At 47.8% G+C, this 14,720-nt stretch carries 9 protein-coding genes; 8 read left to right on the forward strand and 1 reads right to left on the reverse strand.

The genetic code is table 11. The annotated features are described in order from the left end of the window. Positions 1-8: 8 nt before the first annotated feature. On the forward strand, positions 9-2,861 hold the full coding sequence (locus HHL16_RS12710) for a glycosyl hydrolase (protein WP_169425571.1): 2,853 nt from the start codon (positions 9-11) through the stop codon (positions 2,859-2,861). Positions 2,862-2,894: 33 nt separating this feature from the next. After that, positions 2,895-4,364 carry a glycosyl hydrolase family 28 protein gene (locus HHL16_RS12715; protein WP_169425572.1) on the forward strand — a complete coding sequence of 490 codons (1,470 nt, stop codon included), beginning with the start codon at positions 2,895-2,897 and terminating at the stop codon, positions 4,362-4,364. Between the two features lie 28 nt (positions 4,365-4,392). Here the strand turns inward: HHL16_RS12715 and HHL16_RS12720 are convergent, their stop codons facing one another. Continuing rightward, on the reverse strand, positions 4,393-5,505 hold the full coding sequence (locus HHL16_RS12720) for a hypothetical protein (protein WP_169425573.1): 1,113 nt from the start codon (positions 5,503-5,505) through the stop codon (positions 4,393-4,395). Between the two features lie 237 nt (positions 5,506-5,742). Here HHL16_RS12720 and HHL16_RS12725 point away from each other — a divergent pair, with 237 nt between their 5' ends. From HHL16_RS12725 to HHL16_RS12750, 6 genes are all read left to right on the forward strand, one after another. Beyond that, positions 5,743-6,330: an RNA polymerase sigma-70 factor gene (locus HHL16_RS12725; RefSeq protein ID WP_169425574.1), complete on the forward strand. Its 588-nt coding sequence runs from the start codon at positions 5,743-5,745 to the stop codon at positions 6,328-6,330. Positions 6,331-6,397: 67 nt separating this feature from the next. Beyond that, positions 6,398-7,393, forward strand: coding sequence for a FecR domain-containing protein (locus HHL16_RS12730; RefSeq protein WP_169425575.1), 996 nt, complete (start codon positions 6,398-6,400; stop codon positions 7,391-7,393). Between the two features lie 85 nt (positions 7,394-7,478). Continuing rightward, a complete protein-coding gene (locus HHL16_RS12735; RefSeq protein ID WP_169425576.1) occupies positions 7,479-10,994 on the forward strand; it encodes a SusC/RagA family TonB-linked outer membrane protein in 3,516 nt (1,171 codons plus the stop codon). A 20-nt stretch (positions 10,995-11,014) separates the two neighbouring features. Next, positions 11,015-12,460: a RagB/SusD family nutrient uptake outer membrane protein gene (locus HHL16_RS12740; RefSeq protein WP_169425577.1), complete on the forward strand. Its 1,446-nt coding sequence runs from the start codon at positions 11,015-11,017 to the stop codon at positions 12,458-12,460. A 17-nt stretch (positions 12,461-12,477) separates the two neighbouring features. Next, positions 12,478-13,242 (forward strand): DUF4843 domain-containing protein, encoded by a 765-nt coding sequence (locus HHL16_RS12745; protein ID WP_169425578.1) that lies wholly within the window; start codon positions 12,478-12,480, stop codon positions 13,240-13,242. 28 nt (positions 13,243-13,270) lie between these two features. Further along, positions 13,271-14,707, forward strand: a complete 1,437-nt coding sequence (locus HHL16_RS12750) for a PKD-like family lipoprotein (RefSeq protein WP_169425579.1) — start codon at positions 13,271-13,273, stop codon at positions 14,705-14,707. Positions 14,708-14,720 lie beyond the last annotated feature (13 nt).

Below are 14,720 nucleotides of genomic sequence, written 5' to 3' on the forward strand. Positions count from 1 at the left end.
TCAGACAGATGAAACGCAGAACATTTTTATTGCAAGGCGGACTTCTTTCTACGGGATATGCACTGCTCAGCGCTTCCCCATCGTGGGCATCCACTTTATTACCAGCCGGCAAAGCCGGGAAGGATGAGCTCTATGAATTATTCAGAAATCCTCCCGCCATCTATCGCCCGTTCGTGCGCTGGTGGTGGAATGGCGATAAAGTGGAAAAAGCAGAACTGATCCGCGAACTGCATGTGATGAAAGAAGCGGGCATCGGCGGTATAGAAATCAATCCCATCAAATTCCCTGCCCTCGCAAACGATCTGGGCAAACCTACACTTCGCTGGCTGAGTCCTGAATGGACAGATGCCCTCGAAGCCACCCTGAAAGAAGCGAAGCAGATAGGCCTCACCAGCGACCTCATCGTTGGCTCCGGATGGCCATTCGGAGCTGAATACCTCGAAGGAGAAGAACGTTGTCAATTGATGGTAATTGGTGCAAAAAAACTGGAAGGCCCGCTCGAATATGAAGTGTCGGAATTCGAAATGTTGAAAGAAGCAGACCCTACCCTGCAATCCCCCTTCGGCGGAAGAACGCTCGATATGGTGAGCCTCAAACTGGCTCCCGCAAAAATGAGCAGTCTAACCGAAGTGCGCGACCTGTCTCATCTTATCGGAAAACGCACTTACAAGATCGATATTCCCAAAGGCAAATGGGTGCTTTATGCGCAGGTGAAGATCACTGGTTTTATGGAAGTGATCAATGGCGCGCCCGGCGCTGAAGGTCCGGTGTTGAATCACTACGATGAAAAAGCAGTGAAGAAGTACCTCAATCATATGACGGATTCCATTCAGAACAGAATGGGTCCATTATCGCCTTACATCCGCTCCTTCTTTGCCGACAGCATGGAGCAGGAAGGCGCCAACTGGACGGCCGATATGGCGGCAGAATTTCAGAAACGACGCGGCTACGATCTCATGCCCTACTTCCCTTTTATGATGTTCAAAATAGGGAGCATGGGTAATGCTGTAGACTACGATTACGCTTCATCATTTACGCCTGACTTTATTGATGTTTTACAACGCGTTCGTTACGATTTCGATCTCACCAAATCTGAATTGCTCGAAGAACGATTCATAAAAACATTTGTTGAATGGTGCCGTGAGAATAAAGTACGCTCGCGCGCGCAGGCATACGGCCGTGGCTACTTTCTGCTCGAAGGAAGCTTCGACATAGACATACCGGAATGCGAAACATGGATCAAGAATGGCATCGGCGGACCGGTGCACGAAACCAATTACCGGATCGGCCGTGCAAATACCATGATCAACAAATGGGTGTCGTCTGCAGCACACCTCAAAGGCAAACGACTGATCAGTTGCGAAGAGCTCACCAATACCGATATGGTGTTCAACGACACACTGGAGATACAGAAAGTTGCCGGAGATCAGAGCACCATCTCAGGTGTTACGCACGCTGTCTTTCACGGATTCAATTATTCTCCGCCCGATGCACCATTTCCCGGATGGATCAGATATGGCGCATACTTCAGCGAGCACAACACCTGGTGGCCGCATTTCAGAAAATTCACCGATTACAAGGCAAGGTTCTCTGCATTGTTTCAGCATGCAGATATGTTTGCAGACATCGCAGTGCTTCCTCCTGTGAACGATATGTGGAATATCTATTCAGCACAGAACGAACCATTCCCTACCATCACACATCCGGATTATCTGGTGAATGTATGGGAAGCGATGCATCGCTGCGGCAATGGCTGCGATTATGTGAGCGATAAAGTGATCCGCGATGCGCAGATCAAAAACGGCCAACTGGTGTATGGGCCACGCTCCTGGCATACACTCGTATTGATTCAGGTAGAAAGAATAGACCCGGAGACCACTGCAAAGCTGCTGCAATTTGTACAGGCAGGCGGAAAGATCTTCTGCATTGAAACCATTCCGTACAAATCACTTGGCTTGAACAACTGGGAAGCGCGCGAACGCGAAGTGCAGTCGCATATTGCTCAGTTGAAGAATTACCCCGATCGGTTTGTATTCATCAGAAAACCGGAAAAAGATTTCACAGCCTGGTACAAGCAAATACAGCAGCAATACAATATCACGCCTTATGTGAAAGTGGATCAACCCACACAGTATGTAACGCAGGTGCGTTATCAGGGTGGCGACAAAGAGATGCTGCTTTTCATCAACTCCAACATGAACGAGAGCTTTGCCATGCCCGTAACTATAACACCGGAGCTGCTTCATAAAAAGCAGGCATGGGTATGGGATGCAGATACCGGCGCACGATACAGGATGGAGATCAGCGGTCAGTTCGATCTGAATTTGGGTCCGGCTGAAGCAAGACTGCTGGTATTCGACAAGGAGAAAAAAGGTAAGCCATACAAAGCGCCGGTGCTCAGCGGAACTGCTGCCACCGATATCCCTGCTGCATGGCAGGCCACCTTCAAACATATCGACGGAACAGAAAAAACGGTAACACTGCCTCAATTGAAAGACCTCAAAGAGCTTGCAGACTGGGTGAATTTTTCAGGAACGGTAACGTACAGAACAACCATTGATGTAACGGACAAATCGAAAGCGCAGTGGCTCAATCTCGGCAAAGTGCAGGGCGTCTCAACAGTTACCGTAAACGGAAAAGATGCCGGAACAAAATGGTATGGAAGAAGGATCTACGATCTCAGTGCATACCTTGTGCAAGGCAGCAACACCATTGAAGTAGCCGTAGTAACTACCATGGGCAATTACATGAAAACACTCACCGATAACCCTGTTGCGCAGTACTGGACCAATTCGCCGAAGAAGAATCAGCCGATACAATCGATGGGACTGATTGGTCCGGTTACCTGTTATGGATCGTAAACCATCATCCAATAACATTCAACCTTGCTGCATATGAACATACAACGCATTCCGGTACTGCTGATACTGCTGGTGACGATGTTCACGGCAACAGCGAAAGACTACCCTGCTTCGCTCTTCGGCATTCGCTCAGACGGCGTAACGCTGAATACACGGAGCATTCAGTATGCCATCGATTATATCAGCAAGCAAGGCGGAGGGCGGCTTGTATTCTATGTGGGCCGTTATCTTACCGGCTCCATTCATATGCGATCGGATGTAACTATTCATCTCAACGAAGGCGCCACACTTGTTGGTTCTCTCAACCCATTCGATTATGATAAGAATGGCTGGACGGCCCTCATCTTTGCGCGTGATGTACAAAATATCGGCATCACAGGTTTGGGCGTGATAGATGGACAAGGCCGCCAACTCGCCTTCAATGTTGTTGACATCATACAAAAAGGATTGTTGAAAGATCCTTTCCGGTACGACAGACCCGAAGCGGATGCAAGAGCCGTGATACTCAACTTCAGCAACTGCGAAAATGTAACGATGCGCCGCGTAACCCTCCGCAATTCGGCCAGCTGGGTGCAGGTGTATGAGCAATGCAGCAACCTCACACTCGACAGCATTCATGTAGACAGTAAAGCCTATTGGAACAACGACGGCATCGATATAGTGGATTGCGAAAAAGTGCGCATCACCAACTGTTATGTAGATTCCGACGACGACGGCATATGCATCAAATCGCATACACCCGGCAAAGCAAACAGGGATATCGAGATCAGGAACAATACCATCCGTTCATCGGCCAATGGCATCAAGTTCGGAACGGCAACGCAGGGAGGATTCAGCAATATCCGCATCATCAATAACCGGGTGTTCGACACTTATCGTTCTGCAATAACACTGGCGTCGGTGGATGGTGGGTATGTAGAGCATGTCGTTGTGGATAGTTTATATGCCACCACAACAGGCAATGCAATATTCCTGCGCATCGGAGAGCGGATCAACAACAGAAAAGGGAGGATGGAAAACATTACCATCAGCAATCTGTATTGCGAAGTGCCACAAACCAAGCCAGATGCGGGTTACGAGTATGAGGGACCTTATGAGGATATGCCGCGGAATATTTCACCGGCGGGCATTGTGGGATTACCCGATGCCATGATCAGCAATATCACACTCAGCAATATCACCATTAAATATCCGGGTGGCGGCAATCCGTTGTTTGCAAAAGTTGGATTGGATGAGCTGAATAAAGTGCCGGAGAAAATTACGGGCTATCCGGAATTCTCCATGTTCGGAGAGCTGCCTGCATGGGGTTTGTATGTGCGCCATGCTAAGAACATCAAAGTGAATAACCTGGTGCTGATTGCGGACAAGAAAGATTATCGTGCTGCGATTGTATTGGACGATGTGCATGATTCATCTTTCACCGGCATGGATATAAAAGAAGCTGGTGCAAAGAGCAGGAAGCCTCTGCACCAGCATCAAAGTAAAAACATTACAACCAAATAACAGAAAAGTGTGCGTTGATGCACATTATTTAGCGAAGCAGGATTTTTTCTCTGCGCACATCTCCGGATTTGCTTTGCATGCTAACCACGTGCAATCCTTTCGCATAGTTTCCTGCAGGAATTACAATGAGGTTACCGCCGGTATTGAGTGAGTGGGAAGCCTTGTACACAGTGTTGCCACCTGCGCCTACAACAGAGATCACTACATTCTGCTGAGCAGGTGATTGCACCTGAATGCGGATGCTGTTGCCTGCTGCGTTCACTCTCCACTCATTGGAGCGAAGCGCTTCCACTCTTATCAGATTTGAAAATGTAGCATAGCCATTGAGATCGATCTGTCTCAGGCGATAGATGTTTGCGCCGCTGGTGGATGCTTTATTATCGGTGTAGCTGTAGTCGATTGGCAGACTGCTATTGCCGTCAGGCGCTTTTGAATACACCAGACCCAATGTTTCCCAGTTGCTGCCGGCAGCAGAACGTTGCACTTCAAAACCTTTGTTGTTCTGTTCGCTGGCAGTTCTCCAGTTTAACCTGATACCGGAGCCTTCTGCAAAACCGGTAAAGCCCTTCAAGGTAACCGGCAGCAGTACATTGGTGCTGGGATAACCAGTAATGGTACAACCTCCATTGGAAGTATATCCCAGACCAGGAAATACAATATTGATTGGAGTATACCCATTGGCGAATGCAGGATCGCAACCACCAGCATTGCAGACAGTAGGCAATGTAATTGAACTGGTTCCCGTAGTGATGGAATGATCTACTGCGTCGATCTTCATTCCTGAAACACAGTTGATAGATCCCGTGATGTAGATCTTAGCTCCGTCCAGTATTTCGATAGTTCCCGACCCGTTGAATGAACCGGAGAATCTGAAGTTTACATTCTCCGCAATACGCAGGGTTCCATCCACTGCCAGTGAATTGATATTGGCATTGGTACAGCCACCGGGCCAGTTGGAAGTGGCTCCCATACAAAAATCGGAAGTGATGCAAAGCACTTGTCCGGCCGGAATAGTAAATGTGCCTGCCGGTGCTGCCAACAGATCTGCCTGTGTAAGCGTACAGGCCTGTGAAAATGTTTTAACGGGTACTGACAATGTGGCCAACAGTAAGGCCCAAACGAAAGTGTAGTTTTTTCGCATAAATGTGTGTTTTCCTGAACAATTGAATGAATAGGATCGGGAGGTGGTGTTAGACAGGAAAGACTTAACGGAACCAGCGTGAGTTTTGGGGAGAGGAATCAGGTATTTGAATGCAAAGATATGGGTTTTATATTATATTCAATCTTAAGCACATATGAAGTTTTTGCAGTTTAGGCAACCGTTTGCGGGGATTGACCGTTGCTAAAAATTGTTCTGCCAATTGAAATAAATTGTACTTTGGCAGTACTGCCTGTGAGTGCAATTACCCCACATAACGAACCCAACCATCACGAAGATGACGTTCAGGAACAGCTTTTTCAGGAGCTTTTCCGCGAATATGAGCATCGTCTTTATGTATTTGTGATGAAGGTGTTACGCTCCGATGCCACTGCCAAAGACATCATTCAGGATGTATTTCTCAAGCTCTGGACCATCCGCAATCAGCTTACCGAAATAGAGAATATCAACGCTTTTTTGTATCGGCTTACCGAAAACCGGGTGTACGATCATCTGCGTGCTGCCGCCACACGCCAGGAGCACCGTCAGAAATTATGGCAGCAATTGCAGAAATCTCTCCACACCGAAACTGAAATGCTGGAGAAGAAAGAGTTCCATGGCATCATCCGCGAAGCCATCAATCAGCTTCCTCCACAGCGCAAGACTGTTTATCTGCTCAACAAGAATGAAGGACTGAAACAAAAAGAGATCGCAGAGAAACTGCAGCTCTCCCCCAATACGGTACGCAATCATCTCGCGGAAGCCATCCGGCAGATAGGTTCCTATGTGAAGAAGAATATCAATGGATTCTTCTCCTTCCTTCTCTAAACTTCATTGGTAAAATTTTTTTTCAACCGCACTGGTAGATTTTATTCACTCATCCGTCTGATACGGTATGACGAATAAAACCGAGATCCTTTTCCAGAAGTTCATCGACGGAACCTGTACCGAACAGGAGTTCAATGAACTGATGGATCTATTGCAAACCAACCAGCATGAAGCGCCGGTACGTGCCATGCTGCAAAAGGTTTATACCCAGATAGAGCAAACCATTCCATCACAAACATTTGTGGATTCGAGCGGAAGCCTCCGTCCAGAGCAGGTGGAAGAACCAGCACCGGCCATACGACCGGTGGTTCGCAACAATTTCACCAGAATTGCGGTGGCAGCCGTTACACTGCTGGTGGTATCGCTGATCACATGGGTATTGATACCGCATGAAAAAGACCCCAAACATCCTGCATTGTCGCAGATTGTGAAACGCTCCACGGAGAAGAAAGAACTGCAACACCTTGTATTGCCCGATGGCACACAGGTGTGGCTGAATGCAGCGAGTGAGCTCACCTACCCTCCCGCATTCAATGGCAACAGCCGCGAAGTATATCTCACCGGAGAAGCATTCTTCGATGTGAAACATGCGGAGAAGATCCCTTTCATCATCCACACCGGTAAAGTGGTGACGCGTGTACTGGGAACGGCTTTCAACATCCGCGCCTATCCCGATCAGAAATCGATCAGCGTGGAAGTGAAACGCGGAAAAGTAGAAGTGAGCAAAGCCAACAAAGTACTGGCAACACTTACACCGGGACAGGCAGTGCAGGTGCCATCATCCGGCAAAGAAGCGGCGGTGAAGCAGGTGAAAGAAACGGAAGTAGCTGAATGGACAGAAGGCAAACTGCATTATCGCGATCAGCCGCTGAAAGAGATCATCAGCGATCTCGAACGCACTTTCAATGTGGAGATAGAAGTGATGGATATCAGTCTGCTCGACGAACCTGTGAACACCACCATCGAAAAACAAAAAGGAATTGAAGCGGCATTGCTGCAGTTCTGTGAACTCTATAAACTGAAACTGGAAAGAAACCAAACTAAGTTCATCATAAAAAAGTAAGCAAAAAGAAACCGTTACCGGTGGCACCCGATAACGGCGGATGTTTTATTAACCACTTTTTGAATTAACAAAACCAATCAAAGCTATGTATTTATTGGCTTCCGGCAAAGGCCGGGGCAAGGTATCCGCCTTGTCCATCACTAACTGCTTCAACCCCAAACTGCTTATGCGTGTATCTCTGCTATCGGTAGCATTGATGGCCTGCCTGGTAACGCTCGCCGGCACCAGCTCAGGGCAAAGTGTTGAGAAGACCAGGGTTAAGGTCGAGTTCAAAAATCTATCTCTCCGGAAAGCATTGCATCAGCTGGAGCTCACAACAGGCTTCAGTTTCACTTACCGGAGCATAGATGTAGACCGATCTGCCCCTGTAACTTATGAGACCAAAGACGCTTCATTGGCGGATGTGCTTGGCACAATCCTTCAGGAGGCAGGACTTTATTATGTGCAGCGGGAAAACAACATCATTCTACGGAAAACAGAAACAACCGCAGACTCCACAGCAATGCCCGATTATCTTGCATTGTTTCTTCCCCGAACGGATACCATTCCGATGGTTACCATTACCGGCCGCGTACTGTCCAGCGAAAAGATCAGTGAACCAGTGCCCAATGCCAGCGTAACGGTGAAGGGCACCAAATACGGCACCAGCACGGATCCCGACGGAAACTTCAGCATCCGCATTCCTGCCAGATTCCGTGTACTCAGTTTTTCGCAGGTAGGTTTCGAACCGGTGGATGTTCGTGTAGAGAACGATGGTCCCATGAGCGTATCCATGAAACCACGCCCCATGGCCATGTCTGAAGTGATCACTACGGGTTTGTACAGAAGACCCAAGGAGAGTTTCACCGGAGCAGCCACTACCATCAGCGGCGACCAGATCCGCAGTGTAAATATGATGAACGCGCTGCAGGCGATCAAAGTGTTCGATCCTTCGATCCGCATTCCGGAGAACGTTCAGTTCGGAAGTGATCCCAACAGAATGCCGAATATCAACATCCGCGGTACCAACAACTTTCCGCAACAACAGGGTACCAGCACAGGCAGGCCATCAGCGCCTCCGTCCGGCGCGGATTTCATGGCCAGCTATTCTTACAACCCCAATCAGCCTATATTTATTCTCGATGGTTTTGAAGTAGCGCTTCAGAAGATCTACGATCTCGATGTGAACCGCATCTCTTCTTACACCATTCTCAAAGATGCCGCTGCTACATCCATGTACGGATCGCGTGCCGCCAACGGCGTTATCATCGTAGATACCAAACAACCCGCTCCCGGCAAACTGCAGGTTTTCTACAGCGGTACCATGAATATGAGTGCACCAGACTTATCGGTGTATCATCTGATGAACGCGCAGGAAAAACTGCAGGCAGAACAACTGGCCGGCATGTATTCGGATTATTCGGATCCCGGCGGAAATAATGCAGACAGGGATGCTTACTATCGCCGTCTCCTCTCCTATCGCATGAGCAAAGTAGCTTCGGGAGTGAATACAGACTGGCTTTCCAAGCCACTGCGCAACAGTCTCGGACAAACGCATTCACTTAATCTCGGAGGTGGAGATCAGAGTATCCGGTATGCACTCAATCTCTATTACAAATCGGATCCCGGTGTTATGAAAGGAAGCGCCCGCGATGTGTACACCGGCGACATGAGCCTCACCTATCGCTTCCGTGGATTGAATTTCCGCAATGCGATTTCCATTACCTACAACAAATCGAAGAACTCGCCTTACGGCAGCTTCGGCGATTACAGCAAACAAAACAATTACTGGAGCCCTTATGGCCCCAATGGTGAAGTGGTGAAAATTCTGGAGCAATTCGAAGACGGAACCCAGTACACCAATCCGCTTTACAACGCCACACTCAATGTGATCGACAACAGCGAATACACGTTGCTCACCAACAATACGGAGCTGGAATGGAATATGGGCCACGGTTTCCGCCTTACCGGAAGTCTCGGACTAACCAGACAGGTTGATGAAGGCAACGTTTTTCTTCCTGCCAACCATACCACTTTTGCCAAAGAGACCAATTACCTCAAAAGAGGATCATACGACCGCCGGTTCAGCAAATTCTTCAACTATCAGGCAAGGCTGAAACTGGAATACAGTCACCGCATTGCAAATGGACAGCTGTACAACACCACACTGATAGAATCGAATCAGGCAACGAGAAACGCCACCACTATCCGCGTGGAAGGTTTTCCGCACGAGAAGCTCGATGAAATGCTTTTCGGAAACGGGTATCCCGTAAACTCAAAGCCCGGTGGATATGTTGATATTACCCGCCGAGTTTCGGCAGGCAACAATTTCAGCTACAACTGGGATCAGCGTTATGTTGCAGAAGGCAGTCTTCGCTTCGACGGATCATCACAATTCGGCAGCAACAAACGTTATGCAGCATTCTGGAGCACAGGTGTTTCCTGGAACCTGCACAACGAAAAATTCATCGAGCAAATGCTTCCGCAGGTAAAGACACTTCGTGTGCGTGCAACAGTGGGCAGCACCGGTGATGATCGTTTCGCCACCAATCAGGCCATCACCACTTACCAATACTTTACCAGCAGCAACTTCCACGGAAGTCCGGGTTCTTACCTCACCAGTTATGGAAATGAAGACCTTACCTGGCAGCAGGCCATCAAAAAGAACCTGGGTATCGATCTTGAAATGTTCGATGGCCGACTATCAATCCGCGCCAACGTCTACAACGAAACTACCAAAAGCCTTTTGCTGGATATCAATACACCGCCATCCGTTGGTGTAACCAGTTACAAAGAGAACGTAGGAAAACTGCAGAACAATGGTGTTGAAGCCAACCTGAATTTCGTACTCATTCAGCAACCTGAAAAAGCAATTAACTGGTCGGTTTTCGTGAATGGCACACACAATCGCACCAAGATTGTAGCCATCTCCAATGCACTGAAAAAACTCAACGACCTCAACGATAAGAACAACGAGAATCAGCAGATACGTCCACAGTTCAGGTATGTGGAAGGATACAGCCCCAATGCCATCTGGGGAGTATGTTCGCTGGGCATCGACCCCAGCACAGGCAGAGAAGTATTTCTCGACAAGAACGGAAAGCCTTCACTGGTTTGGAATCCGGAAGATAAAGTGATCATCGGAGATCCAACAGGTGGTGTATTCGGAAACTTCGGAACCAGTTTAAATTACAAGGATTTCACACTGGGCATATTCTGCAATTATCAGGTGGGTATCGATCAATACAATCAAACGCTGGCAGATCGTGTAGAGAATGTAGACCTGCGCTATCAGGCAGACAGAAGAGTGTTGTTAGACAGGTGGAAGAAACCGGGAGATCAAACCTTCTTCAAAGGACTGGCAGATGAGAATGGCCGGTACATCAATGTAAAAACAAATGTGAGCAGCCGTTTTCTTCAGAGAAACAATTACATCAACTTAGGCAGCATTTCACTCGGTTATCAGGTACCAGCCAATTTCACCAAAAGGATGAAGCTGGGCACAACAAGAGTAACCCTCATTGCCAATGAGATCACACGCTGGGGAAATCTCGAAATGGAACGCGGGCTCGATTATCCGTTTGCACGCAATTTCACCCTCAACCTCACCAGTAATTTTTAACAGCACAACGTAATTGAATCATGAAATTGAAAACCATCATATATGCAGCAGCAGCGGTGATACTGATACTGCAAACCGGCTGCAAAAAATGGCTGGATGTGCAACCTAAAACACTGATCAGCGAAAAGGCCCAGTTCTCTACAGAAGCGGGTTTCAAAGATGCCATGCTCGGTGTTTACATCAAACTTGCCGACCAGCGCACTTATGGCAGAAACCTCACTTTCGGATTTATCGATGTGGTGGGACAATGCTACAATATTCAAACTACAGATGAGAATTATGCGCAGGCCGTCAAGTTCAATTATATGGACGTGAAAACAAGGCCATATGTGGATAGCATCTGGTACGATATGTACGCCAATATCGCCAACGTAAATCAGATACTTCGTCATATCGACAGCAGCACTGTTATATTCACCGGACGCATGAAAAACCAGATAAAGGGCGAAGCCCTTGCCATGCGTGCCTTTCTGCATTTCGATCTGCTGCGTCTCTTCGGAACAGCACCTGTTGTGAACGGAGAAGCAAAATCGATTCCGTATGTAACCACCTTTGAAGTGAAGGTGTTTCCTGCACTTACGGTAAATCAGGTGATCGAAAAATGCCTGAACGATCTGGCACAGGCAGAGTCCCTTCTTGCCGAAGACAAAAGCATCACCAAAACCTACAACAGCAAAGATCTCTATCTGAGTTTCACCCGCCATCACATGAACTACTGGGCAGTGAAAGGATTGGAGGCGCGCATCAATCTTTACAAAGGTGATAAGCCCAAAGCGCTGGAAGCAGCGAAGGCTGTGATCGATTTTCAGGCAGAATATCATCCGTTCGTTACATTGCAGGCAGCGTCTGCTACCTTCAACAGAGATTACACTTATTCGACAGAGCATCTGTTTGCAGTATTCCACTCCGGCCTGAAAGGCTTGTCCGACTTCTATTTCATGGGAAATGCACAAGGATCGGTTGCTACATTCTCCATGGCCGATGCTCATATGAAAGCGTTGTTCGAGCTGAGCAATGGAGGAAGTTCGGATATTCGATACAACTACCTCATACTTGGTGCTGGCAATGGATTCTCCACCATCAAGTATAGCCAGGCGAATATCGTTTCAACAAATTCGGAATCGGATTATCTGCGCACACTTATTCCGCTTATCAGACTTTCCGAAATGTACTATATCGCTGCGGAAGCTGCGCCGGTTACAGCAGATGGCGTTGCATACCTGAATGAGATCCGGGCCAAACGCGGACTGGTAGCGCTTGCTACAAACATTCCGGCTACAACGCTCGACACAGAATTGCGGAAAGAAATCAAGAAGGAGTGTTATGCAGAAGGACAGAATTTCTACTACTTCAAACGCAGGAATGCAGCGAAGATCTACAGAATAGACAACGGGCAAACATCTATGTCGCCCGGATTCTATGTACTTCCCATACCTGATGCAGAAAAAGAATTCGGTCAATACTGATCCTAAAAACGAGATATATGTCACCAAAAAAATATTCACTGTACATCATGCTTCTGGCGATGATGGCAGCAGGTATGGCTTCCTGTAAAAAAAGCAAGATGAAATCTTTCGATGAGCCCACCATGGTTCATTTCTATAAAGATCTGGCCAATTACTTCAGAGACAGCAGTGTGTTCTCCTTTGCCATCTTTTCACCGGATCATCTGTACGATACCGTGAAGCTGCCCATACGCATTGCGGGGAACGCTGCCGACAAAGACAGGCAGGTAAAACTGCAGGCCGTAGCAGACAGCAGCAATGCAATAGCGGGAACCGATTATGCCTTCGGCAATGCCATTGTACATGCAGGCAGGTTCTTAGACACTGTGTATCTGATAGTGAAAAGAACACCCGAAATGAAAACGCAGGAGAAGAGATTGCTGCTCGAAATTGTGGCTTCAAACGATCTGCAACCTGGTGTTTACAATTCACCTGTAGGCTCGGGCAATAACGTGTATTCCGGCGCATCTGTGCGCATGCTGGTTAAGATCAACGATTTTCTCACCAAGCCGGGTAACTGGGACAATATGCTGGTGTACTTTTTCGGAGATTACAGTCAAAGGAAATACAAGTTCATCATCGAAAAAACAGGCAGGGCACAGTTTCCGGTAGGCGGCGGTCCCAACGACATCTCCTATGGTGAGATCTCTGCCATTCAGATCTTCCTGCGGCAGGCATTGCTCGATTACAACAAAGAGCACGGAGACATGATAGACGAAAACGGAGGCATTGTGACCTTCTGATGCATTTACACAGATCAAAAATATCATCATGAAAATATTCAGACTCCTTTCCATCTGCCTGCTGCTGCTGGCCATGATGCAGGGTTGTTTAAAAGATAAAGGCAACTACACGTATCACGATATCAATAAAGTTGCCCTCGCCGGTTCGTTGCCAGACACGTTCAGAGTGAACGTGCAGGACTCACTGAGAATAGATATTCAGCTTTCGCAAACGATACCCAACAATGAAGGTCTCGAAATCGACTGGGTGTTCTACAAAGAGAGCTTGTCTACTTACCGCCGTCAGCTGGGACATAGCACCAGCCTGCGTGCGCTGATCACCGATGCGCCTTCTACCTACTCGCTCGATCTTTTTGTGAAAGACAAAAAGACCAATGTAAGCATGTACAAACGTTTTGTAGTGGAAGTAACCACCCCCTTCAATCAGGGATGGCTGGTACTGGAAGAATCCGGCGGACACAACGATGTGAGCATGATTTTGCCCAACAACACAGTAAGCCGCAACATCTATTCAAAAGCCAACAACAATCAGTTTCTGACGCCGGGCCAGGGTCGCATAGCGGTTTATTCGCGAAGAGCCGATCAACTGATCTATGTGTTCACACCTCATAGCGGCAAAATGCTCAGTGTGGCAAACTTCACCACTACCCTGCCTTTCAGCAAATGGTTCTTTATTCCACCTTCGGCAGAAGAGCCGCAGGAGGTGTTTTCAAACAGCACGGAAGAACATTTGCTGAACAACGGAAAAGCTTATGGCATTTATCTGATAACGCCCCCTCCGTATGCGTTTGGAGTAGCAACTCCGGGCGATTATTATCTGGCGCCATATCAGCTTTCTTCACAAAGAGGATTCATATTCTACGATACAGTTGCACAGCGTTTCTGGTACAGACCATCGAGCGATTTTTCGCTGGTGAACATCAACAGTTCTGGTCCTACCGATATCTGGAATCTCAACAAAGTAGACAAGCGACTGCTCTATGCGGGTATGGGTTCCGGCGAAACATTCAATGCCGTATTCGAAAGCAAAAACAGGGATTCCGCATTTGTACTTACAGGAACAAGTGCAGGAACACTCAGCAAAGCCAGCAGCGCAGACACACTGGCGGCGGGCCTTCCATTGCAATCGGCGAGTAACTATCTTTCATCGAGACTGGTGCAGCATATCTATTTCGCCAAAGACAATCAATTGTATCTCTGGGATATTCCTGCCAAAACACACAGGCTGCTGTACACATTCCCGGCAGGCACCAAAGTAAAGCGGATGAAGTGGCATTACAATCAGAAGAGCGGATCGGATCCGGACAACTATCGTGTGATGGCAGTAGCCACAGATGAGGGTGGCGAAGGAAAAGTCTATCTCTTCGGAACGGAAGCTACCGGCAACTTCGTCGACAATACGTATCGTTCTGTATTTTCCGGATTTGGCAAGATCAGCGATATCACTTACAAAACTCAACCCTAAACCACCTATAACA

Source organism: Pseudoflavitalea sp. G-6-1-2 (assembly GCF_012927185.1).
Lineage (GTDB): Bacteria > Bacteroidota > Bacteroidia > Chitinophagales > Chitinophagaceae > Pseudobacter.